Origin of the sequence: Streptomyces sp. NPDC007162 (assembly GCF_040634175.1) — a bacterium.
Taxonomy (GTDB): Bacteria; Actinomycetota; Actinomycetes; order Streptomycetales; family Streptomycetaceae; genus Streptomyces.
Genome location: NZ_JBEYFC010000095.1, coordinates 1 through 23,434, shown reverse-complemented (window position 1 = coordinate 23,434; position 23,434 = coordinate 1). Strand labels below are relative to the sequence as shown.

The 23,434-nt window shown below is 71.8% G+C and carries 18 protein-coding genes and 1 pseudogene; 6 read left to right on the top strand and 13 right to left on the bottom strand.

The features are described 5' to 3' along the window. From ABZ646_RS14430 to ABZ646_RS14415, 4 genes are all read right to left on the bottom strand, one after another. Window positions 1-1,227 (bottom strand): serine/threonine-protein kinase (locus ABZ646_RS14430; RefSeq protein ID WP_360517700.1); only part of this gene is annotated, 1,227 nt, incomplete at its 3' end. Window positions 1,228-1,408: 181 nt separating this feature from the next. Then, window positions 1,409-4,312 carry a protein kinase gene (locus ABZ646_RS14425; RefSeq protein ID WP_360517697.1) on the bottom strand — a complete coding sequence of 968 codons (2,904 nt, stop codon included), beginning with the start codon at window positions 4,310-4,312 and terminating at the stop codon, window positions 1,409-1,411. Window positions 4,313-4,449: 137 nt separating this feature from the next. Continuing rightward, window positions 4,450-6,636 carry a serine/threonine-protein kinase gene (locus tag ABZ646_RS14420; RefSeq protein ID WP_360517706.1) on the bottom strand — a complete coding sequence of 729 codons (2,187 nt, stop codon included), beginning with the start codon at window positions 6,634-6,636 and terminating at the stop codon, window positions 4,450-4,452. A 142-nt stretch (window positions 6,637-6,778) separates the two neighbouring features. Further along, window positions 6,779-8,485, bottom strand: coding sequence for a glycerol-3-phosphate dehydrogenase/oxidase (locus ABZ646_RS14415; protein WP_360517695.1), 1,707 nt, complete (start codon window positions 8,483-8,485; stop codon window positions 6,779-6,781). Window positions 8,486-8,777: 292 nt separating this feature from the next. On the opposite strand from ABZ646_RS14415, the gene ABZ646_RS14410 reads away from it, so the two are divergent. Next, window positions 8,778-9,986, top strand: coding sequence for a nucleotide sugar dehydrogenase (locus tag ABZ646_RS14410; protein WP_360517692.1), 1,209 nt, complete (start codon window positions 8,778-8,780; stop codon window positions 9,984-9,986). Window positions 9,987-10,120: 134 nt separating this feature from the next. On the opposite strand, the gene ABZ646_RS14405 is transcribed toward ABZ646_RS14410, so the two are convergent. From ABZ646_RS14405 to ABZ646_RS14390, 4 genes are all read right to left on the bottom strand, one after another. Further along, window positions 10,121-11,245 carry a GuaB3 family IMP dehydrogenase-related protein gene (locus ABZ646_RS14405; RefSeq protein ID WP_360517689.1) on the bottom strand — a complete coding sequence of 375 codons (1,125 nt, stop codon included), beginning with the start codon at window positions 11,243-11,245 and terminating at the stop codon, window positions 10,121-10,123. 106 nt (window positions 11,246-11,351) lie between these two features. Beyond that, window positions 11,352-12,854 carry an IMP dehydrogenase gene (gene guaB, locus ABZ646_RS14400; RefSeq protein ID WP_358981731.1) on the bottom strand — a complete coding sequence of 501 codons (1,503 nt, stop codon included), beginning with the start codon at window positions 12,852-12,854 and terminating at the stop codon, window positions 11,352-11,354. A gap of 154 nt (window positions 12,855-13,008) precedes the next feature. After that, window positions 13,009-13,596, bottom strand: coding sequence for a sigma-70 family RNA polymerase sigma factor (locus ABZ646_RS14395; RefSeq protein WP_046733110.1), 588 nt, complete (start codon window positions 13,594-13,596; stop codon window positions 13,009-13,011). A gap of 277 nt (window positions 13,597-13,873) precedes the next feature. Beyond that, entirely contained in the window at window positions 13,874-14,485 is a 612-nt protein-coding gene (locus ABZ646_RS14390) for a response regulator transcription factor (protein WP_003948568.1), read from the bottom strand. A 382-nt stretch (window positions 14,486-14,867) separates the two neighbouring features. On the opposite strand from ABZ646_RS14390, the gene ABZ646_RS14385 reads away from it, so the two are divergent. Beyond that, a complete protein-coding gene (locus ABZ646_RS14385) occupies window positions 14,868-15,197 on the top strand; it encodes a WhiB family transcriptional regulator (protein WP_046733109.1) in 330 nt (109 codons plus the stop codon). A 67-nt stretch (window positions 15,198-15,264) separates the two neighbouring features. Here ABZ646_RS14385 and ABZ646_RS14380 read toward each other — a convergent pair whose 3' ends face one another. Then, window positions 15,265-16,173 carry a LysR family transcriptional regulator gene (locus ABZ646_RS14380; RefSeq protein ID WP_360517685.1) on the bottom strand — a complete coding sequence of 303 codons (909 nt, stop codon included), beginning with the start codon at window positions 16,171-16,173 and terminating at the stop codon, window positions 15,265-15,267. Window positions 16,174-16,252: 79 nt separating this feature from the next. Here ABZ646_RS14380 and ABZ646_RS14375 point away from each other — a divergent pair, with 79 nt between their 5' ends. The 3 genes from ABZ646_RS14375 to ABZ646_RS14365 all read left to right on the top strand — a co-directional run bounded on the left by ABZ646_RS14375 (window position 16,253) and on the right by ABZ646_RS14365 (window position 18,569). After that, the gene (locus ABZ646_RS14375) at window positions 16,253-16,921 is read left to right on the top strand and encodes an MOSC domain-containing protein (RefSeq protein ID WP_360517682.1); all 669 of its coding nucleotides are present in this window, start codon (window positions 16,253-16,255) and stop codon (window positions 16,919-16,921) included. Window positions 16,922-17,018: 97 nt separating this feature from the next. Continuing rightward, window positions 17,019-17,792 (top strand): SDR family oxidoreductase, encoded by a 774-nt coding sequence (locus ABZ646_RS14370; RefSeq protein ID WP_360517679.1) that lies wholly within the window; start codon window positions 17,019-17,021, stop codon window positions 17,790-17,792. 69 nt (window positions 17,793-17,861) lie between these two features. After that, window positions 17,862-18,569 carry an ester cyclase gene (locus ABZ646_RS14365; protein ID WP_360517676.1) on the top strand — a complete coding sequence of 236 codons (708 nt, stop codon included), beginning with the start codon at window positions 17,862-17,864 and terminating at the stop codon, window positions 18,567-18,569. Between the two features lie 269 nt (window positions 18,570-18,838). Here ABZ646_RS14365 and groL read toward each other — a convergent pair whose 3' ends face one another. The 4 genes from groL to ABZ646_RS14345 form a co-directional block, all read right to left on the bottom strand. After that, on the bottom strand, window positions 18,839-20,464 hold the full coding sequence (groL, locus tag ABZ646_RS14360; protein ID WP_360517673.1) for a chaperonin GroEL: 1,626 nt from the start codon (window positions 20,462-20,464) through the stop codon (window positions 18,839-18,841). Window positions 20,465-20,601: 137 nt separating this feature from the next. Then, on the bottom strand, window positions 20,602-20,910 hold the full coding sequence (gene groES, locus ABZ646_RS14355; RefSeq protein WP_004955293.1) for a co-chaperone GroES: 309 nt from the start codon (window positions 20,908-20,910) through the stop codon (window positions 20,602-20,604). Between the two features lie 215 nt (window positions 20,911-21,125). Continuing rightward, on the bottom strand, window positions 21,126-21,836 hold the full coding sequence (locus ABZ646_RS14350) for a polysaccharide deacetylase family protein (RefSeq protein ID WP_360517703.1): 711 nt from the start codon (window positions 21,834-21,836) through the stop codon (window positions 21,126-21,128). Between the two features lie 89 nt (window positions 21,837-21,925). After that, window positions 21,926-22,846, bottom strand: a complete 921-nt coding sequence (locus ABZ646_RS14345; protein ID WP_360517669.1) for a polysaccharide deacetylase family protein — start codon at window positions 22,844-22,846, stop codon at window positions 21,926-21,928. A gap of 90 nt (window positions 22,847-22,936) precedes the next feature. On the opposite strand from ABZ646_RS14345, the pseudogene ABZ646_RS14340 reads away from it, so the two are divergent. Further along, window positions 22,937-23,434: pseudogene (locus ABZ646_RS14340) on the top strand (hypothetical protein); the annotation flags it as partial.

The window sequence follows — 23,434 nt, the reverse complement described above, 5'->3', positions numbered from 1 at the left end:
GCGGCGAGCGCGGTCTCCCACAGCTCGGCCTGGTTGCCGAGCATGACGAGGATGCGGTCCTCGGGCTCGACGCCCCGGGCGCGCAGGTGGTTGACTTCTCGGTGGTGGACGCCACCCGCCGACGGCCGTCGGCCCGTTCATGGAACTGCCACCGCCGGGCGGCCGCACCTCGTACGAACCGCCGTAATGGCCGCCGCCGTACGAATCGCTCGGGGAACCGCTGGGGGAACCGCCGTACCCGCCGCTGGACGAACCGCGGTGGGAACCACTCCCGTACCCGGCCTCCCGGGGACTTCCCTGGGCCGCCTCCCACGAGCTGTCGTACGACGACGCCCCGGCCGTGCCCGGGTCCATCCGGGTACCGCCGCCGAGCTGCGACTGCGTCGGCACGTACGCCTGGGCCGCGCTGGGCCGCCGGCCCTCCGCCGCCTCGGCGAGCATCTGCTCGGCCTCTTCGGGAGTCGGCCGCTGGGCCGGTTCCTTGCGCAGCAGCGCGGTGATGACCGGCTCCAGCGGACCCGCCGCCCGCGGTTCGGCGGCCTCGTCCTCGACGACCGCCTGCATGGTGGTCAGCGGCGAGGTGCGGCGGAACGGCGAGCGGCCCTCGACCGCCGTGTACAGCGTCGCGCCCAGCGCCCACAGGTCGGAGGACGGCCCGGGGTCGTGCCCGCGCACCCGCTCCGGCGCGAGGTAGTCGACGGATCCGACGACCTCCCCGGTCCGGGTGATGGTCGTGTCGCCCTCGATCTGCGCGATGCCGAAGTCGGTGAGGAGGACCCGGCCGTCCCGGCCGAGCAGCACGTTGCCCGGCTTGACGTCCCGGTGCAGCACCCCGGCGCTGTGCGCGGCGCGCAGCGCGCGCAGCACCCACAGCCCTATCCGGGCGGCCTCCCGCGGCTCGATGCGCCCCTGCTCCTTGACCGCGTCGGCCAGCGAGTGGCCCTCGACCAACTCCATGACGATCCACGGCCGGCCGTCGTGTTCGAGTACGTCGTGGACGGTGACGACGGCGGAGTGGTTGATGCGCGCCGCGGCCCGGGCCTCCGCCCGGGTACGGGCCAGCAGGACGGCCTGGTCGGCCTCGGAGACGTAGAGCGCAGCCGTCAACTCCTTGATGGCGACCGCCCGGTGCAGCACTTCGTCATGGGCGCGCCATACCCGGCCCATGCCGCCGCTGCCGATGGTGTCGGCGAGCCGGTAGCGGCCCGCGATGAGCAGGCCCTGCATCTGATTCACGTTGCCCCGCAATGCTCTTGTCAGGGCCAGACTAAGGACCGGCCTGCGGTCATGGAACCAGTGGGGTCCCACGGAGACAGCACTGTGACGGTTTTCGCCTTCCTTACGGGATGTGAACGAAATCCCCTCACGGCGACGGGAACCGATCGGCCCGGGAAGGCGTTGACGCGGCTCAGCCCGTGTACTCGTACGACGACGAGGCCTGCTCGTACAGTTTGGTGACCTCGTCCCGTTCGGACTCCGGGCCGCGCACCTGCACGATGTGGTAGCGCCCGTTGATCAGGAAGACCATGTTCCGTACGAAGAGGTCGCCCTGCCCGCTGTCCGTCCAGGTGAACTGGCCCTCGGCGGACACCTGCTGACCGACCGTGATGGTCCGCAGTCCGCCGGCCGTGGCCCAGCTGGAGTCCCGGTACGGCTGCAGCTCCGGCTCCTTGTCCCGCTGGTACGCCATCGGGTCGCTGCCGTAGGTCGCCGCGCTGTCCCGGCCCGCCACCACGATCAGCTCGAACCTGCCCTGTGAGTAGATCACCTGACCGGCGCTGTTCTTCGGGGTGCGGCTCCAGCCCTTGGCGACGGCGATCCGGAAGCCGTTCGGGTCGTTGCGCAGGGTGAAACCGTCGCCCACGGAGGCGCCGTTCGTCGAACCGGCGGTGGTCTGCGTCTGCGTGGACGGAGGCGCCGTCGGGCTGGGGGTGGGGGCCACGCTGGAGCCGGGCGCGGTGCTGACCGCCCCCGCCGATCCCGTCCGGGCGCCGCCGTCGTGCGTGGCGCTCTTCTTCGGCAGGAACAGCATCGCGTACGCGACCGCCGCGGCCAGCAGGAGCAGGACCAGCAACAGCAGCGTACGGCCCAGTCTGCGCGGGGACCTGGCCTCCTCCCGGCCCCGCTTGTGCCGGCCGTGGGCCGCCGGGAGCCCGGCCTTGCGCCTGCGCACCAGCTCACCGCGGCGCCGGACGATCGGCAGCCGCCTGGGGTCGGCGGGCGGGGCGGCGACGACATGGGTACCGGCGTCCGGCTCGGGCGCGGAACGCACCAGCGAGCGCAGCCAGCCGCGCAGCTCCTCGAAGTCCGGCCGCTCGGTGGGGTCCTGACGCAGCAGCGACTCCACGACCGGCCTGAGCGAACCGCACTCCTCCGCGAAGGCCGGCGGCTCCGAGCACACCAGCTGCACCAGTTCGGCCGTCGACTCCTCCGGGTACGGCGCGTGTCCCTGCACCGCCCGGAACAGCAGCGCGCCCAGCGCCCACAGGTCGGTGGCCGGTCCGATGGGCGCCGCCAGCTGCCAGTTCTCGTGCACGGGCACGGCCTGTTCCGGCGCCCAGCGCTCGGTCACCGGCCCCACCACGGTCATCCGGACCTGCCGGGCCCGCTCGGCGGCCAGCGCGGTCGCGGGTCCCCGCCGGCCGGGCACGGCGGCACCGGCCCCGTCCCAGCGGGGGGCGGAACCGGCTCCCTGCGCGGGTACGACCGCGTGCGGGCGGCCCTGAGCACCCGGGAGTCCGCCCACGCGCCCGCCGGAGCCGGCCGAGGGGGCGACGGCGCCGGGAGCGACGGGCGGGAGAGCGGACCGTTCCCGCCCGGGGGCCGACGGAGCCACTCCGGGTTGCGGGCGCGGTGCGGCACCGTGCCAGGGCGCGGGCGCGCCGCGCACCCCGTACGGATCGGCGATCTGACCACGCGGCACCCCACCGGCGGCCCGCTCCTCACCACCCGCTCCCGGCACCTGCGCGCGCCCGTTGCCGTACGGCGACTGCGCCACGCCGCCCGCCTGCCCCGGGAGGTACGGCGGACCGGCCGGGGCATCGGCCTGCTCCGGGCCGTACGCCGGTCGAGCCTCACCCTCGCCCGGCCCGGAACCGTACCCCGACTGCGCCGACCCGTCGGCGTGTCCCTGGCCGTACGGCGAGGGTGCCACCCCGTCGGTCCGGCCCGGGATGTGTGGCGTGGCGGGCAGGGTGTCGCCCTCGGCCGGTGGCCGGGCGCCGGGCAGTGCCGCCCGGCCGCCCTGCTGGGCCTCCTGGACCCGGGCGGCGGCCCTGGCCCCCGCCTGGTACGCGGCGATCGCCCCGGCCCGGGCGGCCCGGATGTCCGCGCCGGTCTCCAACGCGCGCCGCTCCACCGCACCCGTACCGGTGCCGCCCGAACCCTCGTCCGGTCCGGCCCCCGGCAACCCGCCGGCCGCCCGCGCCTGTATCGCGGCGCGCCGCGCGGCCTCGGGATCCGCCTCCGGCGCGCCGGGCGCCGTCTGTGCGCCGCCCGTACCACCGAACGCACCACCACTGCTTCCCATGCCTCCGACGGCAACGACCCCCGAACCGCCGGAACCGCCCGAACCGGGCAGAACGGGCGGCGCGACGGACACGGGCGAGCCGCCGAGCATGCCCGGTGCGCCGGAACCTTCCGCGTGCTCGACGCCTCGCGGACCCCCGGCCCCCTCGCCGCCCTCCCCCTCGGGAAGCGGTACGGGGTCGTACCCGCTCAGCGCCTCCTCCGCGGCCCCGACCGCGAGGCCGGTCAGCATCACGCGGCCGTCGTCGCAGACGAGGACCGTACGGGCGGTGATGTTGCGGTGCACCCAGCCGTGCGCGTGCAGCACTCGCAGCGCCATCAGCACGTCGGAGGCGACCTCGGCCGCCCGGTACGGCGTCAGCGGCTGCTCGGCCAGCAGCGCCGCCAGCGGCCGCGCGGCGACGAACTCGCTGACGATCCACAGCGAACCGCCCTCGGCGAACACGTCGAAGACCTGGTCGAGGCGGGGATGGTCGGGGATCCCGGCGGCGGCCTGCGCGGCCTCCACGGCGCGCCGCACCGCGGGATCGCTGGGCCGGCGTGTCGCGGTCCTGGCCGACGGCGGCCGGCGCCCGCCACGGTCACGGGCTGTGAACCCGTCGGGCAGCCCCTCCGCGTCGAGCACCTCGGCCTCGACCACCTCCGGCAACGGCACCTGACGGACGAGCACTTCCTGCCCGCTGTAGGTGTCGAAGGCCCGGGTCTCGGTGAGTTCGTACTCGTCGGAGGGGGGCAACGGCAGGCGGTAGCGGTCGGCGAGCACCCGACCCGCATAGTCGTCCACGTTGCCTCCCCCGGCCGCCCGGTCGGTCAATTCCGTTCGTTGGGCGTCCCGTTCCGAATGCATACCTGCATGCGTACGGTCCGCAACCACTCACGATACGTGCCGGAGGCAATTCGCATTGTGGGGATGCGAATTTGTCACTTCGGCTCGAAGGACGCGGCGAGCGTCTTCCAGGTGTCCTCGCGCAGCTCGCTGCTCCAGCCGTCGGCCCTCGCGGTGTACATCAGCGCGTACCCCTGCTTGGAGTTGACCACGAACCCCCGGTCGATCGTGTGGTACTCGGTGCCGTCCTCGACGTAGCTGAATTCCCAGTCGGCGGCGTTCCAGCCCCGGTAGTCCACCGCCGCTATTCGGATCTTCTGGTACTGGGAGCGCACCATGTAACGCTCCTGGTTCCGCCAGTCCGCCACCGGGTCGTCCTTGGGGGTGCTCGTCCAGGCGATCAGCAGCTTCTGCCCGTCGGGCCCGGTGAACCGGTCCCCGGCGGAGCTGCTGGTCTGGAACTTCCAGCCCTTGGGCAGCCCGATCGAGTACCCCTGGCTCCCGGTGTACTTCTTCACCACCGGCGCGCCGTCGTCGCCACTGCCACTGGAGTTCGACCCGGAGGAACCGTCGTCACTCGCCGCGTCCGCGCCCGAGGTGCTCCCGGTGCTCGCGGACGCCGACGTGTCACCGTCCGTCCGGGTGCCGCCGCCGGTGTCCTCCTTGGTGGAGGGACCACTGCCGGACTTCGCACCGGAACCGGTGCTCGCGCTCGCCTCCGAACTCGCCACCGCCTTGGAACCGCCGCTCCTGCCGCTCCCCTTGGTGTCCCCGTCGCCGCCCAGGGTGAGGGCGAGCACGGTGCCGAGCACCGCGAGCACCACCACCAGGGCGATGATCACCAGGGTGCGCTTGGGCACCACGTCGGTGAGCGGCGCCCGCGGCACCGGCCGCGGCGGCAGGTCCAGGTCCGGCGGCGGCACCACGGGCCACCCCGAACTCGCCTTGCCCGCAGCGGCCTTGGGCCCCGCTGCCGCACCGGCGGAACCCGCCCCGCCACCGACGCCCACCGAGGGCGATCCCACGGAGGCCGAACCCCTGGAGGCCGAACCCTTGGAGGCCGAACGCGCACTCCCGGCCGCCCCCGGAACGGACCCCGAAGCGGAACGGGTACCAGAACCGGCGCCGGCACCAGACGCAGTACCGGAGCCGGAGCCAGAGCCGGTGCCGATCCCGCTCGCCGCACCGCCCGAGGCCACCGCACCGCCCGCGGTGCCACCCGTCCCGCCGCTCTTCACCTTGGTCGCGGCCGAGGCACTCGCCGCCCCCGCGGCCTTGCGCACGGAGCGCAGCGCCCCGCGCAGCTTCTCCCCGGCCTCCTCACCGCGCTTGGCCCCGCCGCTCCTCTCCACCTCCGGCGCGTCGGGCTGCGGCGGCAACGGCACCACCCGGGTGGCGTCCGCCGGTGCCTCCTCCGGCATGTTGACGACCGCGTTGAGCATCGCCCGCGCACCCGCGTCGTCCAGCCGCTGGGCCGGATCCTTGGTGAGCAGCCCGTAGATGACGTCCTTGAGCGGCCCCGCGTTCTTGGGCTCCTCCAGCGGTTCGGTCATCACCGCGGTCAGCGTGGCGATCGCCGATCCCTTGTCGTACGGCGGCGCGCCCTCGACCGCCGCGTACAGCAGCCCGCCGAGCGACCACAGGTCGGCCGCCGGGCCGGGCTTGTGACCCCGGGCCCGTTCCGGGGAGATGTAGGAGGGGGCGCCGACCAGCATGCCGGTGGACGTGATGGAGGGGTCACCCTCGACCTGGGCGATACCGAAGTCGGTGAGCACCACCCGGCCGTCGTGCTCGGAGATCAGCACGTTGGACGGCTTCACGTCCCGGTGCAGGATGCCCTCGCGGTGCGCGGACCGCAGCACGTCCAGGATCGCGAGACCGACCTCGGCCGCGCGCCTCGGGTCCAGCAGGCCGTCCTCCCGGATGACCTCGGCCAGCGACTTGCCCTCGACCAGCTCCATCACGATCCAGGGCCGGTCGTCCTCCTCGACCACGTCGAAGACCGTCACCGCGCTGTTGTTGCGGATCCGGGCGATCGCCTTGGCCTCGCGCAGGGTGCGCGTGATCAGGCGTCGTTTCTCGTCCTCGTCGATGTTCGACGGGAACCGCAGTTCCTTGACGGCCACCGTCCTGCCGAGGGTCTCGTCCTCGGCGCGCCACACCGTGCCCATGCCGCCGCGGCCGAGCACTCCTCCCAGCCGGTACCGCCCGGCGAGAAGACGCTCGCTGTTGTCCTGACGAGTCTCCTGACGAGAAGTACCCGCCCGCTCCGCCTCCGACATGCGTCCCCTCATGCAACCCGCCCTGACAGAGCCTCCATTGTCCCTCACCCGACAAGTGCCCAACGCCCAGGGGGCCCCTGACCGTGCATCGGGCGGGACCGGGGCCGCCGCTCGGGACACAGACGCCCATACCGCCCCTGGCCTACAACGGCACGATGTCCGGTGCTCCCAGCCGTGCCGCGTCCGCCGTCTGGTCGTCGGGCTGGAGCTGGGACTCGCGTTCCGCCTCCACCCGCTTCTCGTAGTGCTCGACCTCCCGCTCGATCTGGCCCTTGTCCCAGCCGAGGACCGGTGCCATCAGCTCGGCCGCCTCGCGGGCGCTGCGAGTGCCGCGGTCGAAGGTCTCGATGGAGATGCGGGTGCGGCGGGTCAGCACGTCGTCGAGGTGGCGGGCGCCCTCGTGGGAGGCCGCGTAGACGATCTCGGCGCGCAGGTAGTCGTCGGCGGCCGGCATCGGTTCACCGAGGCCCGGGTCGGCGGCGACGAGGTCGAGGATCTCCTCCGCGAGCGAGCCGTACCGGTTGAGCAGGTGCTCGACGCGCACCACGTGCAGTCCGGTGCGGGCGGCCGTCCGGGCCCGCGCGTTCCACATCGCCCGGTACCCCTCGGCGCCGATCAGCGGGACGTCCTCGGTGACGCACTCGGCGACCCTCATGTCGAGCCCGTGCACGGCCTCGTCGACGGCGTCCTTGGCCATCACGCGGTACGTCGTGTACTTGCCGCCGGCGACGACCACGAGGCCCGGCACCGGGTGCGCGACCGTGTGCTCGCGCGACAGCTTGCTGGTGGCGTCGGACTCGCCGGCCAGCAGCGGGCGCAGGCCCGCGTAGACACCCTGGACGTCGTCGCGGGTCAGCGGCACCGCCAGTACCGAGTTGACGTGGTTGAGCAGGTAGTCGATGTCGGCGCTGGAGGCGGCCGGGTGGGCTTTGTCGAGGCTCCAGTCGGTGTCGGTGGTGCCGACGATCCAGTGCCGGCCCCAGGGGATGACGAACAGCACCGACTTCTCGGTGCGCAGGATCAGGCCGGTCGTGGAGTGGATGCGGTCGCGCGGGACGACCAGGTGGATGCCCTTGGAGGCACGGACGTGGAACTGGCCGCGCTCGCCGATCAGTCCCTGCGTGTCGTCGGTCCACACCCCGGTCGCGTTGACGACCTGCTGGGCGCGGATCTCGTACTCCCCGCCGCCCTCCACGTCCTGCACCCGCGCCCCGACGACGCGCTCGCCCTCGCGCAGGAACCCGGTCACGCGGGCGCGGTTGGCGGCCTTCGCGCCGTAGGACACGGCGGTGCGCACCAGGGTCGCCACGTAGCGGGCGTCGTCCATCTGCGCGTCGTAGTACTGGATCGCGCCGACCAGGGCGTCCTTGCGCAGTGCGGGTGCGACGCGCAGGGCCTGACCGCGGGTCAGGTGGCGGTGGGCGGGCAGGCCCCGGCCGTGTCCGCGGGCCATGGACATCGCGTCGTAGAGCGCGACGCCCGAACCCGCGTACAGACGCTCCCAGCCCTGGTGCTCAAGCGGGTAGAGGAAGGGCACCGGTTTGACCAGGTGCGGGGCGAGGCGCTCCAGCAGCAGGCCGCGTTCCTTGAGGGCCTCGCGGACCAGGGCGAAGTCGAGCATCTCCAGATAGCGCAGGCCGCCGTGGATCAGCTTGCTGGACCTGCTGGAGGTGCCGGAGGCCCAGTCACGGGCCTCGACGATGCCGGTGTTCAGGCCCCGGGTCACCGCGTCCAGCGCGGTCCCCGCGCCGACCACTCCGCCACCCACCACCAGTACGTCCAGCTCGCGTTCGGCCATGGCCGCCAAGGACTCCGCACGCTGCTCGGGCCCCAGTGTCGCTGTCCTCACCGCTGCCTCCCGCTCTGCCGCCATCGGTCATCGCTCGTCGTCGGTCATCGGTCGCGCGGGCCGCACCCGGCCGGCGAAGCCCATGCCCAGATTCTGACCGGGTTGCCCGACTTCAGCCACCACTCACCCCCAGCCTGTGGACAACGGTCACGGAACCCACGGAAGACACATGAACACAATCCCACATAACGGTCATATTTACTCCTAGTCTGACATTGCGCTCCGCTCATCCTGTCCACAGGGCTTGCGCACCTGTCCCGCTTCGGTTACTGGGAAGGACGGCCCACACGCCATGCCCGCAGACCTCGCCGTCATCGGACTCGGTCCCTACGGCCTGCCCCTCGCCCAGGCCGCCGTGGCCGCCGGCGTCTCCACGATCGGCTACGCCACCGGCCCCGAGGCCGGCTCGCTCAGCCCGGCCGAGCTGCGCCGGATGCTCTCGGGGGGCTTCCGGACCGCCGACAACCCGGCCGAGCTGGGGCGGGTGCGCACGGCCGTGATCTGCGCGCCGACCCCGCGCGGCCCCGACGGCGGGCTCGACCTGGGCCAGGTGGAGACCGCCGCCCGCACCCTGGCCGCCCGGCTGCGCCCGCACACGACGGTGATCCTGGAGTCGCCGGTCCACCCGGGGACCACGGAGGACTTCCTGCGGCCCCTGCTGGAGAAGGGCTCGGGCCTGCGCGCGGGGCGCGACTTCCATCTCGCCTACTCCCCCAGCAGGGTGGACCCCGGCAACCGAGAGTTCACCCCGGCCAACACCCCGAAGGTCATCGGCGGTCTCACGCCCGCGTGCATGGAGTCGGCGGCCACGTTCTACGGGCGGCTCACCGACAAGGTGGTACGCGCGCGTGGCCCGCGCGAGGCCGAGACCGTGCACCTCCTGGAGACCAACTTCCGGCACGTCAACATCGCCCTCGTCAACGAGATGGCCGTCCTCTGCCACGACCTGGGCGTCGACCTGTGGGACGTCATCCGCTGCGCGGAGACCAAGCCGTTCGGCTTCCAGGCCTTCCGCCCCGGCCCCGGCGTCGGCGGCCACGGCGTCGCCCAGGACATGTCCGGCCTCGCGAGCCGCGGCCTGCGCATGGTGGAGCTGGCCCAGCAGGTCAACAACCGGATGCCCGGATACGTCGTCCAGCGGGCCGCCGCCCTCCTCAACGAGCACGGCAAGTCGGCCCGCGGCGCGCGCGTGCTGCTGCTCGGCGTCACCTACAAGGCGGACCTCGCCGACCAGCAGGACACCCCCGCCCAGGAGATCGCGATCCGCCTCATGGAACTCGGCGCCTCCGTCAGCTACCACGACCCGCACATCGCGTCCTGGAACGTCCTGAACCGCCCGGTCCCCCGCGCGGACTCCCTCTACGAGGCCGCCGCCGACGCCGACCTGACCATCCTGGTGCAGCAGCACCGCACGTACGACCTCCAGGGCCTGTCCGTGAAGGCCCAGTTGCTGCTGGACACACGCGGGGCGACACCGACGGGCGCGGCCCACCGACTCTAGCCCGTTCAGCCCGCGTTCGTCCCGAACGCAACCGCACCGCCCCACCCTCACAAAACGCGCCCCCACCAGCCCCCACGGGCACGCAAAAGGCCGGTCACCCGCCCGGGGTGACCGGCCTCCGTCTGCCGTAGGGCCTACCGCTTGTGCTGGGAGTCCGCCACCGTCACCTCGACGCGCTGGAACTCCTTCAGCTCGCTGTACCCGGTGGTGGCCATCGCGCGGCGCAGGGCGCCGAAGAGGTTCATCGAGCCGTCGGGGGTGTGGGACGGGCCGGTGAGGATCTCCTCGATGGTGCCGACCGTGCCGAGGTCGACCTTCTTGCCGCGCGGAAGCTCCTCGTTCACCGCTTCCATGCCCCAGTGGTGGCCCTTGCCGGGCCCGTCGGTCGCACGGGCCAGCGGGGATCCCATCATGACCGAGTCGGCGCCGCAGGCGATCGCCTTGGGCAGGTCGCCGGACCAGCCGACCCCGCCGTCCGCGATCACGTGCACGTAGCGGCCGCCGGACTCGTCCATGTAGTCGCGGCGGGCCGCGGCCACGTCGGCGACCGCGGTGGCCATGGGGACCTGGATGCCGAGCACGTTGCGGGTGGTGTGGGCCGCGCCGCCGCCGAAGCCGACGAGCACACCCGCGGCGCCCGTGCGCATCAGGTGCAGGGCCGCCGTGTAGGTGGCACAGCCGCCGACGATCACCGGGACGTCGAGCTCGTAGATGAACTGCTTCAGGTTCAGCGGCTCGTGCGAGGACGAGACGTGCTCCGCGGAGACCGTCGTACCGCGGATGACGAAGATGTCCACGCCCGCGTCCACGACCGCCTTGGAGAACTGCGCGGTGCGCTGCGGGGAGAGCGCGGCCGCCGTGACCACGCCGGAGTCGCGCACCTCCTTGATGCGCGCGCCGATCAGCTCCTCCTTGATGGGGGCGGAGTAGATCTCCTGGAGGCGGCGGGTGGCGGTGTCGGCGTCCAGCCCGATGATCTCGTCGAGCAGCGGCTGCGGGTCCTCGTGCCGGGTCCACAGGCCTTCGAGGTTGAGCACACCGAGGCCGCCGAGCTCACCGATGCGGATCGCGGTGGCCGGGGAGACGACCGAGTCCATGGGGGCGGCCAGGAACGGCAGCTCGAAGCGGTAGGCGTCGATCTGCCAGGCGATCGAGACCTCCTTCGGGTCCCGCGTACGGCGGCTGGGGACGACGGCGATGTCGTCGAAGGCGTACGCCCGGCGGCCGCGCTTGCCGCGCCCGATCTCGATCTCAGTCACGTCTGTGGCCTTTCCCTGATGCGTTTCAGCGTCTTCCAGTATCGCCGACGGGCACGGCAAGGGCGGCCCCGGATGCCTCCGGGACCGCCCCTGGTACGCCTGTCGACTACTTGCTGCTGTAGTTCGGTGCCTCGACCGTCATCTGGATGTCGTGCGGGTGGCTCTCCTTGAGGCCCGCGGAGGTGATGCGGACGAAGCGGCCCTTGGACTCCATCTCGTCGACGGTGGCCGCGCCCACGTAGCCCATGGTCTGGCGCAGACCGCCGACGAGCTGGTGCAGCACGTTGGCCAGCGGGCCGCGGTAGGGCACCTGCCCCTCGACGCCCTCGGGGACGAGCTTGTCGTCGGAGGAGACCTCGGCCTGGAAGTAGCGGTCCTTCGAGTACGACCGGCCCTGGCCGCGCGACTGCATGGCGCCCAGCGAGCCCATGCCGCGGTACGACTTGAACTGCTTGCCGTTGATGAAGAGCAGCTCGCCGGGCGACTCCTCGCAGCCGGCGAGCAGGCTGCCGAGCATCACGGTGTCGGCGCCGGCCGCGAGGGCCTTGCCGATGTCGCCGGAGTACTGCAGGCCGCCGTCGCCGATGAGCGGGATGCCCGCCGGGCGGGCGGCGAGCGAGGCCTCGTAGATGGCGGTGACCTGCGGGACGCCGATGCCGGCGACCACGCGGGTGGTGCAGATCGAACCGGGGCCCACGCCGACCTTGATGCCGTCGACACCGGCGTCGATCAGCGCCTGCGCGCCGTCGCGGGTGGCGACGTTGCCGCCGATCACGTCGACGTCCACGCCCGACTTGATCTTCGCCATCCAGCTGAGGGCGTTGCTGTTGTGGCCGTGCGAGGTGTCGACGACCAGGAAGTCCACGCCGGCCTCGGCGAGCGCCTGGGCCCGCTCCAGGGCCTCGGGGCTGGCGCCGACGGCGGCGCCGACGAGGAGGCGGCCCTCGGCGTCCTTGGCGGCGTTCGGGTACTTCTCGGCCTTGACGAAGTCCTTGACCGTGATCAGGCCCTTGAGGACACCGGCGTCGTCGACCAGCGGCAGCTTCTCGATCTTGTGCTTGCGCAGCAGCTGCATGGCCTCGGTACCGGAGATGCCGACCTTGCCGGTGACCAGCGGCATCGGGGTCATGACCTCGTGCACCTGACGGCTGCGGTCGGACTCGAAGGCCATGTCACGGTTGGTGACGATGCCGAGCAGCTTGCCGGCCGGGTCGGTGACGGGCACACCGCTGATGCGGAACTTGGCGCACAGGGCGTCGGCCTCGGCGAGCGTGGCCTCCGGACGTACCGTGATGGGGTCGGTGACCATGCCCGACTCGGACCGCTTGACCAGGTCGACCTGGTTGACCTGGTCCTCGACGGAGAGGTTGCGGTGCAGCACGCCCACGCCGCCGAGCCGGGCCATGGCGATCGCCATGCGGGACTCGGTCACCTTGTCCATGGCGGCCGACAGCAGCGGGATGTTGACCCGGACATTGCGTGAGATGCGGGACGAGGTGTCGACCGCGTTGGGGAGCACCTCGGATGCGCCCGGCAGCAGCAGCACGTCGTCGTAGGTCAGCCCGAGTGTCGCGAATTTTCCGGGCACTCCGTCGACGTTTGCAGTCATGACACCTTCCCCAAATGGCCTTGAACGGTGCGGATGCCCATGCTAACGGGAAGCAGAGGCCCCAAATTCCACGGTACGACTCAGCTCGGGGCTTCGTATGTTCGTACGGAAACGGGCGTGCGCCTGTTCATCGGGGGTGGTGGAACCCGTTCGGCTACTGCTCCGCCAGTGCGCGCAGCCGGCTGAGCGCGCGGTGCTGGGCCACCCGGACCGCGCCCGGTGACATTCCCAACATCTGGCCCGTCTCCTCCGCGGTCAGGCCGACCGCGATGCGCAGCAGCAACAGTTCGCGCTGGTTCTCGGGGAGGTTGGCCAGGAGTTTCTTGGCCCATTCGGCGTCGCTGCTGAGCAGCGCGCGCTCCTCGGGGCCGAGGGAGTCGTCGGGACGCTCGGGCATCTCGTCGGAGGGGACGGCGGTGGAGCCGGGGTGGCGCATCGCGGCCCGCTGCAGGTCGGCGACCTTGTGGGAGGCGATGGCGAAGACGAAGGCCTCGAAGGGGCGGCCGGTGTCGCGGTAGCGGGGCAGGGCGAGGAGGACCGCCACGCACACTTCCTGCGCGAGGTCCTCGACGAAGTGCCGGGCGTCGCCGGGCAGGCGGGACAGCCGGGTGCGGCAGTAGCGCAGCGCGAGTGGGTGGACATGGGCGAGCAGGTCGTGCGTGGCCTGCTCGTCCCCGTCTACGGCGCGGTGGACGAGAGCACCGATCGTCCCCATGGCAGTGACTGCCTCGTCCTCGCGCATCGGTCCATGGTGCCCTGCTGCCTTCGGCTGGGTGGCACCGCGTCCGTCGTTGTGCACCGAAGCGTTATGAGCAGGTGCGCCGGAACTCATCTCCTGCGCCCTCCCCTTCCGCTCGAACGACTCGTCCCCGAGAGACTCCACACCTCAAGGATGCGGCATCCGCGCCGAAACGAGCAGCGACACTGCGCCGATCCGTCTTGCGGACCCCGCCCACCGTGCGGTAGGCGGGGGCGTCCAATCGGTGCGCGGTCCCGCTGCGGCGCAGCTCAGCGCGGCATCAACGGACCAGGCCCCAACGGAAGCCGAGGGCCACCGCGTGGGCGCGGTCGGAGGCGCCGAGTTTCTTGAACAGGCGCCGGGCGTGTGTCTTGACCGTGTCCTCGGAGAGGAACAGCTCGCGGCCGATCTCGGCGTTGGAGCGCCCGTGGCTCATGCCCTCCAGGACCTGGATCTCGCGAGCGGTGAGCGTGGGCGCGGCGCCCATCTCGGCCGAGCGCAGGCGCCGGGGCGCCAGCCGCCAGGTGGGGTCGGCCAGCGCCTGCGTGACGGTCGCGCGCAGTTCCGCGCGCGAGGCGTCCTTGTGCAGATAGCCGCGGGCACCTGCGGCGACGGCCAGGGCCACCCCGTCCAGGTCCTCGGCGACCGTGAGCATGATGATGCGGGCGCCGGGGTCGGCGGACAGCAGTCGGCGCACGGTCTCGACGCCGCCCAGTCCGGGCATGCGCACGTCCATCAGGATCAGGTCGGAGCGGTCGGCACCCCAGCGGCGGAGGACTTCCTCGCCGTTGGCAGCCGTCGTCACGCGCTCGACGCCGGGCACGGTCGCGACCGCGCGGCGCAGCGCCTCTCGGGCAAGCGGGGAGTCGTCGCAGACGAGGACGGATGTCATGACCGCCCTCCGCAGCTGATGCGCGTCACCTTGAGCCTCCAGGCTGGTACGGAATCGTCACCTGTGCGGTCGAACGTCTCGGACGCCTGCCCGAGCGCTTGTTGCTTCAACCGCCACCGCCCTCTCAACGACGGTCACTCGAAAGAGTTACGGGGCCGCGTGCCGTCTTCGGCACTCTACGTGAGGGCGCGGACACGGTGCAGACATGGACGTCAGACCCTCAACTTTTCATCACAACCAATGCCCCATTTAGACCTTTTTCTTCCTGTTTCACGGTGTCTGGAGCTAGATTGCCAATGAGTCATATTTTCATCTCTCTAGACCGGAGATGTACGGTCGTTTGGCACCGTATCCGCCCAGAACGGCTACAAGGGGTCATGTAATGGCAGATTTCTCCCGCCTTCCCGGACCGAACGCGGACCTGTGGGACTGGCAGCTCCTGGCCGCCTGCCGCGGGGTCGACAGCTCGCTCTTCTTCCATCCCGAGGGCGAGCGCGGGGCGGCTCGGAGTGCCCGTGAGAACTCGGCCAAGGAGGTCTGCATGAGGTGCCCGGTCCGCGCCGAGTGCGCGGCGCACGCACTGGCGGTCCGTGAGCCGTACGGCGTGTGGGGCGGCCTGACCGAGGACGAGCGCGAAGAGCTCATGGGGCGGGCGCGCAACAGGCTGGTGTCGGCCTCGACGACCAGCGGCGACTCCGCCTCGGACACGTGAAAGAACGTTTCTTCAATAGCTTGACGATCTGTTGCCGACCGGGCACACGCGCGCCCGGCACACTCCGTCACGCCCGCCGGGCCGCCCGGCCCAGTTGCTCCAGCGTCGCCGCCACCGCCGGCACCTGTGCCAGGTCGGGCAGGGTGAGGGCGACGATCTCCCGCCGCACCGCCGGCTCCAGCGCCACCGTGCGCGCGCCCCTCGGACGTACCGACTCGATCGCCAGCCGGGGCAGCACGGCCACCCCGAGCCCCGCGCCCACCAGGCCGACCACGGCCGGGTAGTCGTCGGTGGCGAAATCGATGCGCGGGGTGAAGCCCGCGCTCTCGCACGCCTGGACGAGCTGACCCCGGCAGCGCGGGCAGCCCGCGATCCAGGACTCGTCGGCGAGCTCGCCGAGGGCGACGGACTCCGCGCGGGCGAGCCGGTGCCCCTCGGGTACCAGGCCGACGAGACGGTCCGCGAGCAGCGGTCGTACCACCAGGTCGGCCCACTCCTCGGCACCCCCGGCGTCCGCCCCGCCCTCGTAGCGGAAGGCCAGTGCGATGTCGCAGTCGCCCTCGCGCAGCAGGTCCACCGACTTCGGGGGCTCGGCCTCCTCCAGGGAGACCCGGGTGCCGGGGTGGGCGGCGCGCAGGGCGGCGAGGGCGGTGGGGACCAGGGTGGAGCTGCCGCTCGGGAAGGAGACCAGCCGGACCCGGCCGGCGCGCAGACCGGCGATCGCGGCGACCTCCTCCTCGGCGGCGGTGAGTCCGGCGAGGATCCCGGAGGCGTGCCTCACCAGGGCCTCACCGGCCTGGGTGAGGCGCATCTCGCGGCCGTTGCGCACCAGCAGCGGGGTGCCGACGGAGGTCTCCAGTGCCTTCATCTGCTGGCTGACGGCAGGCTGGGTGCAGCCCAGCTCGCGGCCGGCCGCCGAGAACGAACCGGTGGTGGCGACGGCGCGCAGGACACGGAGATGGCGTGCTTCGATCACGCTCCGAGCATAAGGCGGTCTTGGACATCGCACCCGATAACGCGTCGACACTTTGAGGAGCGTCCCCTACCGTCGGAGCATGCAGCTTCTCTCGGTGAACCTCGGCCGCCCGACGCCGTCGCCCCACACGGACCAGGTGGACGGCGTGACCGGTATCGACAAGCGGCCCGTCGACGGGCCGGTGCGGGTGGCGGCGCCCGGACCGAAGGGCGTCACGGGCAGCGGCCTGGCCGGGGACGCGGTGTGCGAGCTGCGCCATCACGGCGGTGACGACCAGGCGGTGTACGCGTTCGCGCGCGAGGACCTCGACGACTGGGAGCGGGAGCTCGGCCGCACCCTGGGCAACGGCTGCTTCGGTGAGAACCTCACGACAGACGGGCTGAACGTGTCCGGCGCGCTGATCGGCGAACGCTGGCGGATCGGCTCCCGGGTCGTACTGGAGGTCACCTCCGGGCGCATCCCGTGCCGCACTTTCCAGGGCCATCTGGGCGAACGGGGATGGGTGAAGAGGTTCACGCGGAAGGGTGCGACCGGTGCCTACCTCCGGGTGATCGAACCGGGCGAGATCAGGGCCGGCGACCCGATCGAGATCGTGCACCTGCCGGACCACGGGGTGACGGCGGCGATGCAGTTCCGTGCCACCACCACCGAGCGGGAGCTGCTGCCGCGGCTGCTCGCGGCCGGTGCGGCGCTGCACCCGGAGGCGCTGGCGCTGGCGCGGAAGTACGTGGCGGCGCAGTCCGGCTGAGACGCCGTCACGCCCAGCGTGTTCACCGGCGCTTCACCGTTCGGGAGAGCTGGTGCGCACAGCGGCCCCGGCCGGTCCGGGTAACTACCCTTGGGCCATGACAACGGCTCTGATTACGGGATCGACCGCGGGGATCGGTGCCGCGTTCGCGCGGCGGCTGGCGGCGGACGGGCACAACCTCGTCCTGGTGGCGCGGGACACCAAACGGCTGCGCGAACAGGCGACCGAACTGCACGACCGGCACGGCATCGAGGCGGAGGTGCTCACCGCCGACCTCGCCGAGGACGCCGGCATCGAGTCGGTCGCCGCCCGTCTCGGCGACCGCAGGAACCCGGTCGACCTGCTGGTCAACAACGCCGGATTCGGCAACAAGGGCCGGTATCTGGACGTCTCGATGGCCGACGAGCTGCGCATGCTCAAGGTGCACTGCGAGGCGGTGCTGCGGCTGACGTCGGCGGCGGCCGAGGCGATGCGCGAGCGCGGGCGGGGCGGTGTCGTCAACGTCGCGTCGGTGGCGGCGTTCGTGCCGCGCGGTACGTACGGCGCCTCCAAGGCGTGGGTCGTGCAGTTCACCCAGGGCGCGGCGCGCGACCTGGCGGGGACCGGGGTGCGTCTGATGGCGCTGGCGCCCGGGTTCGTCCGTACGGAGTTCCATGAGCGGGCCGGGATGGGCACGGACAACATCCCCGGCTGGATGTGGCTGGACGCCGACAAGCTGGTCGCGGCGGCCCTCGCCGACCTCGCCCGCGGCCGGACGCTGTCGATCCCGGACCCCCGCTACAAGGTGCTGACGGGCCTCGCGAAGGTGGCCCCGCGCGGCCTGGTGGGAGGCATCAGCTCGAAGACGGGACGCAAGTACGGGCCGCAGTAGAAGAGGGCGGCGGGCCGGTGGGAAAATGGCCGTGACGGTACCGGACCCAGGGGGGCCGGAGGCGGCGGTATGACGTTCATGCAGGTCATCGAGTGCAGGACCAGCCGGTTCGAGGAGATGGACCGGCTGTTGGACCGATGGGTCGAGCAGACCAAGGGGAAGCGGACGGCGACGCACGCGGTGGTCGGCACGGACCGCTCGGACGCGTCGCACGTCGTCGAGATCGTGGAGTTCCCGTCGTACGAGGAGGCGATGCGCAACTCGCGGCTTCCGGAGACCGACAAGGTCTTCCACGAGCTGCTGGCGCTCTGCGACCAGATGCCGAAGTTCACCGACCTGGACGTGGTGCGCGACGAGCGGATGTACGTCGACACCGCGCGGCGGTTCTTCGAGACGTTCGCCGCGGCCGGTCCGCTGGCTCCGCTGGACGGCCTGGTCGCCGAGAACTACCACGGTCACGATCCGGCCGACGACCAGGACACCATCGGCATGGACGCGCTGCGGCGCGAGCTCGGGATATGGCGGGACGCCTTCGACTTCAGATTCCTGATCGAGGACCAGATCGCCCAGGGTGACCGGGTGTGCAGCCGGTGGGTCCTGGCGGGGGTGCAGAAGGGCGAGTTCCTGGGACTGCCGAACACCGGACGGCGGGTCACCATGACCGGCACCACGGTGCACCGCTTCGACGACAGCGGGAAGATCGCCGAGGGCTGGTGGCAGTACGACCGGCTCGGGCTGATGGGCCGGCTCGGAGCACTGGACGCGCTGGAGAACTGAGCCCACAGTGAAAGCCCGCGAGGGGCGAGCCCCCGCTCCGGATACGGAGCGGGGGCTTCCTCGACCGCTGTGCGGCGGCGCGGCACCCAGCAGTGGTACCGGGCCTTGATGATCGCGTCTTCCTTCTCGGTGGCCCGGTGGCCGAGCCGGTGCTCGTCGTCGATCCGGCGCAGCACCCCCCCAAAAAAAGGCCGAAGCCCAAAAGGGCGAAGCCCCCGCGCCCGGCGGACGACCGGGGGCGGGGGCTTCGGGAAGTGCTGAGGCGGTGCTCAGTGGGAGTGGCCGTGGGAGTGGCCGGCCGCCGCGGGCTCCTCCTCTTCCTTCTTCTCGACGACCAGGGTCTCGGTCGTGAGGAGGAGGGAGGCGATGGAGGCGGCGTTCTCCAGGGCGGAGCGGGTGACCTTGACCGGGTCGATGACGCCGGCCTTGACCAGGTCGCCGTACTCGCCGGTGGCGGCGTTGAAGCCCTGGCCCTTCTCGAGCTCGGCGACCTTGGAGGTGATGACGTAACCCTCCAGGCCGGCGTTCTCGGCGATCCAGCGCAGCGGCTCGACGACGGCGCGGCGGACGACGGCCACACCGGTCGCCTCGTCGCCCGTCTTGCCGAGGCCGCCCTCCAGGACCTTCGCGGCGTGGACGAGCGCGGAGCCACCACCGGAGACGATGCCCTCCTCGACCGCGGCGCGGGTCGCGGAGATGGCGTCCTCCAGACGGTGCTTCTTCTCCTTCAGCTCCACCTCGGTGGCGGCGCCGACCTTGATCACGCACACGCCGCCGGCCAGCTTCGCGAGGCGCTCCTGGAGCTTCTCGCGGTCCCAGTCGGAGTCGGTGTTCTCGATCTCGGCCTTGATCTGGGCGACGCGGCCGGTGACGTCCGCGGAGTTGCCGGCACCGTCGACGACCGTGGTGTCGTCCTTGGTGACGGTGACGCGGCGGGCGGAGCCGAGCACGTCCAGGCCGACCTGGTCGAGCTTGAGGCCGACCTCCTCGGAGATGACCGTGGCGCCGGTGAGGATCGCCAGGTCCTGCAGCATCGCCTTGCGGCGGTCACCGAAGCCGGGGGCCTTGACCGCGACCGCGTTGAAGGTGCCGCGGATCTTGTTCACCACGAGGGTGGACAGGGCCTCGCCGTCGACGTCCTCGGCGATGATCAGCAGCGGCTTCGAGGCGTTGCCCTGGATGACCTTCTCGAGCAGCGGCAGCAGGTCCGCGATGGAGGAGATCTTGCCCTGGTTGATCAGGATGTAGGGGTCCTCCAGGACCGCCTCCATGCGCTCCTGGTCCGTCACGAAGTACGGCGACAGGTAGCCCTTGTCGAAGGCCATGCCCTCGGTGAAGTCCAGCTCCAGACCGAAGGTGTTGGACTCCTCGACGGTGATGACACCGTCCTTGCCGACCTTGTCCATCGCCTCGGCGATGAGCTCGCCGACCTGCTGGTCCTGGGCGGACAGCGCGGCGACGGCGGCGATGTCGGACTTCTCGTCGATCGGGCGGGCCGACGCGAGCAGGTCCTCGGAGACGGCGGCGACGGCGGCGTCGATGCCCTTCTTCAGGGCGGCCGGGGAGGCGCCGGCGGCGACGTTCTTCAGGCCCTCGCGGACCAGCGCCTGGGCCAGCACGGTGGCGGTGGTCGTACCGTCACCCGCGATGTCGTTGGTCTTGGTCGCCACCTCCTTCACCAGCTGCGCGCCGAGGTTCTCGTACGGGTCGTCGAGCTCGACCTCACGGGCGATCGTGACACCGTCGTTGGTGATGGTGGGGGCGCCGAACTTCTTGTCGATGACGACGTTGCGGCCCTTGGGGCCGATCGTCACCTTCACCGTGTCGGCAAGCTTGTTGACGCCGCGCTCAAGGGCGCGACGGGCGTCCTCGTCGAACTTCAGGATCTTCGCCATGGCAGCGGGAGCCCTCTCGGAATTCTCGGGTGAACAAGACTGCGCCCCGGGCGCCCGGCTTCTTAAAGGATCGCGGGAACCAGGGGCGCAGCTTCAAACGGATTCAAGCGGAGTGCTTGAGGTGGTAAGTCGCAGGCTTACTTCTCGATGATCGCGAGCACGTCGCGAGCCGAGAGGACGAGGTACTCGTCGCCGTTGTACTTCACCTCGGTGCCGCCGTACTTGCTGTAGAGCACGACGTCGCCGACCTTGACGTCGAGCGGCAGGCGCTCGCCGTTCTCGAAACGGCCCGGGCCCACGGCGAGGACGGCGCCCTCCTGGGGCTTCTCCTTCGCGGTGTCCGGGATGACCAGGCCGGAGGCCGTGGTCTGCTCGGCGTCGAGCGGCTGGACCACGATGCGGTCCTCAAGCGGCTTGATGGCAACCTTGGAGCTGGCGGTCGTCACGATCCGACCTCCCCCTTCGGAGATCTCACGGGGTTAACTGTCTGAGGTGGCGACCAGGTGGATCCGTCGTCGCGGGTGCCGGACCTGCCCGTCGCGTTGTTGGCACTCTCATCTGCCGAGTGCCAGAGCCGAGACTATGACCGCGATTAGCACTCGGTCAAGCGGAGTGCCAATTACGTCCGGCGCGGCGTCGGAAATCCGACGTCTCGTACCCCTCAGAGGTAGTCCTCCAGCCGTCCCACCGTCAGGCCGCTCGCCTGGACCCGGCGCAGCAGCCGGGTCGTGCGCTCCCTCAGGGTCGGCCCCATGGCCTCGTCCGGACCCACCAGGATGATGTCACCGGGACGGAGCTGCCTGTCCTTGCTCCGGTAGGTGATGCCGTCCGGAGTCATCGCCGCCCGCCACAGCACCACCGCCGTCACCCCGCAGTCGGCCGCCGCGCGCAGGGTGGTGCGGTCGTAGGTGCCGTAGGGCGGCCGGAAGAGGCGGGGGCGGATGCCGAAGCGGGACTTCAGCTTCTCCTGCTGGCCGCAGATCTCGGCGCGCTGGCCGGCGTAGGGCAGGCCGGGCATGGCCGGGTGGTCGAGGGTGTGGTTCTGGACGCCGGCGCCGACGGACTGGAGGCGGGCGAAGTGACCGTAGCCGGGGCCGACCACGCTGTCCGTGAGGAACAGGCTGACCGGGAGGCGAAGTTCGCGGACCATGTCCACGAAACGCGGGTCCTTCTCGGCGCCGTCGTCGTAGGTGAGGAACACGACCCGGTCGGCGGTGGCGACGTGGTCGACGACCGGGGGCAGGGCCGCCCGGAAGGAGAGCGGGTGGGACGGGGGGCGCGGGGCCGGGGAGAGCGGGGCGCTCAGGCCCCAGCGGCGGTACGGCTGGGCGCCGGCCGGGCCGTGCGGCCGTACCCGGTCGGCGGCCTTCATGCCCAGCCGTTCGATGGGATCGACGGACGGCGCGCAGGCGGCCAGGAGGAGGGCGGCGGTCAGCAACGCGGCCGTCGCCCCCGGTCGGCTCACAGGTAGTCCTCCAGGCGCGCCACCGCGTAGCCGTCACGGGTGACCTTGTTCAGAAAGCGGCGCATGTCGTCGACCATCGTGCCGTCCCAGTCGTCCCGGCCCCGGAAGTGGGTGAGCACGATGTCGCCGGGGTGCAGGCTGCGGTCCCACTCGCGGTACTCCCAGTGGTCGACGAACACCTCCTCGTCCCAGATCGGCGCGTACTTGATGCCGCAGGCCTTGGCGGCGCGCAGGGTGTCGCCGTTGTAGTTGCCGTAGGGCGGGCGGAAGACCGTCGGCGCCCTGCCGAACTGCTTCTTCATGATCGTCTGCATGCCGCAGATCTCGTGCTTCTGCTCGTCGTAGGACAGGCCCGGCAGGTAGGGGTGGGTCAGGGTGTGGTTGTTGAGGGTGTGCCCCTCGGCCTGCATCGTGCGGAAGAACCCGTAGTCGTCCTTGACCAGGTAGTTGCTGAGGAAGGCCGAGTACGGGATCTTCAGCTCGGTCATCATCCGCAGGAAGTCCGGGTCCTTGTTCGCGCCGTCGTCGATGGTGAGGAAGACGACCTTCTGCCGGGTCGGGATCGTGGTGAAGACCGGCGGCAGGTCGTCCTCGACCTGGCCGTCCACCTCGAACCCGTCGCGAGCGGTGATCCTCGGCTTGTGCTTCGGCGGGGCCGGGGGCCGCAGCGGGACCGCGTCAAGGCCCCAGCGCCGGGCGGCGGCGACCAGGGCGGCGTGGGGGTCGAGGGCGGGGGCGGGGGCCGCCCGGTGGGCCTGCCGGCCGGCGGCGGGGCGGACGTCGGGGCTCTCCCCGGTCCCGGCGCAGCCGCACACGACGGCACCGGCGCAGAAGGCGAGTACGGAGAGCAGCACCGCGCTCTTCCGCCCCCCACCCCTCTTCGACCTATTTTTGTCATTTTGTACGACTGCTCGCATGGCGTCGGATCCTTCCAGGCCGCCGCCGCGAACCGGGGCAGACACCGCCGTCGGAGGCGGACCATCCACCGACTGGCCGACAATGACCCGGTGAACGACCTCCTCTCCCCCCTCCTCACCCCCGAGGGCCGCGCCCTCCTCGACGAGGTCCGCGGCACCGCGCCCGCCGACGAACTCGCGGTGGCCACCCGGCTGCGCCGCGGCCACCCGGCCGAGCTGGTGTCGTCGGCGCTCGCCCAGGCCCGGCTGCGGCAGCGGGCGGCGGCGAAGTTCGGGGCCGCGGACGCGGAGCGCATGTTCTTCACCCCGAACGGGGTCGAGCAGTCGACGCGGGCGAGTGTCGCGTCGTACCGGGCGGAGTGCTTCCGCGCCCTGGGCGTCCGTTCCGTCGCCGACCTGTGCTGCGGGATCGGGGGTGACGCGATCGCCCTCGCGCGGGCCGGGATCCGGGTGCTCGCCGTGGACCGGGACCCGGTGACGGCGGCCACCGCCCGCGCCAACGCCGAGGCGCTCGGCCTCGCGGACCTGGATCAGGGGCCCCGGGGCCGCGGCCCCCCCGGGGGGACGGCCCGGGCAGGGGGAGGGCGG

What these genes read in the sequence shown, in the direction of transcription:
- ABZ646_RS14420 (WP_360517706.1), bottom strand. Translation starts at nt 6,636, where the DNA reads ATGTCGGAGGCGGAGCGGGCGGGTACTTCTCGTCAGGAGACTCGTCAG.
- ABZ646_RS14410 (WP_360517692.1), top strand. Translation starts at nt 8,778, where the DNA reads ATGCCCGCAGACCTCGCCGTCATCGGACTCGGTCCCTACGGCCTGCCC.
- guaB (WP_358981731.1), bottom strand. Translation starts at nt 12,854, where the DNA reads ATGACTGCAAACGTCGACGGAGTGCCCGGAAAATTCGCGACACTCGGG.
- ABZ646_RS14395 (WP_046733110.1), bottom strand. Translation starts at nt 13,596, where the DNA reads ATGCGCGAGGACGAGGCAGTCACTGCCATGGGGACGATCGGTGCTCTC.
- ABZ646_RS14390 (WP_003948568.1), bottom strand. Translation starts at nt 14,485, where the DNA reads ATGACATCCGTCCTCGTCTGCGACGACTCCCCGCTTGCCCGAGAGGCG.
- ABZ646_RS14385 (WP_046733109.1), top strand. Translation starts at nt 14,868, where the DNA reads ATGGCAGATTTCTCCCGCCTTCCCGGACCGAACGCGGACCTGTGGGAC.
- ABZ646_RS14375 (WP_360517682.1), top strand. Translation starts at nt 16,253, where the DNA reads ATGCAGCTTCTCTCGGTGAACCTCGGCCGCCCGACGCCGTCGCCCCAC.
- ABZ646_RS14370 (WP_360517679.1), top strand. Translation starts at nt 17,019, where the DNA reads ATGACAACGGCTCTGATTACGGGATCGACCGCGGGGATCGGTGCCGCG.
- ABZ646_RS14365 (WP_360517676.1), top strand. Translation starts at nt 17,862, where the DNA reads ATGACGTTCATGCAGGTCATCGAGTGCAGGACCAGCCGGTTCGAGGAG.
- groL (WP_360517673.1), bottom strand. Translation starts at nt 20,464, where the DNA reads ATGGCGAAGATCCTGAAGTTCGACGAGGACGCCCGTCGCGCCCTTGAG.
- ABZ646_RS14350 (WP_360517703.1), bottom strand. Translation starts at nt 21,836, where the DNA reads ATGAAGGCCGCCGACCGGGTACGGCCGCACGGCCCGGCCGGCGCCCAG.
- ABZ646_RS14345 (WP_360517669.1), bottom strand. Translation starts at nt 22,846, where the DNA reads ATGCGAGCAGTCGTACAAAATGACAAAAATAGGTCGAAGAGGGGTGGG.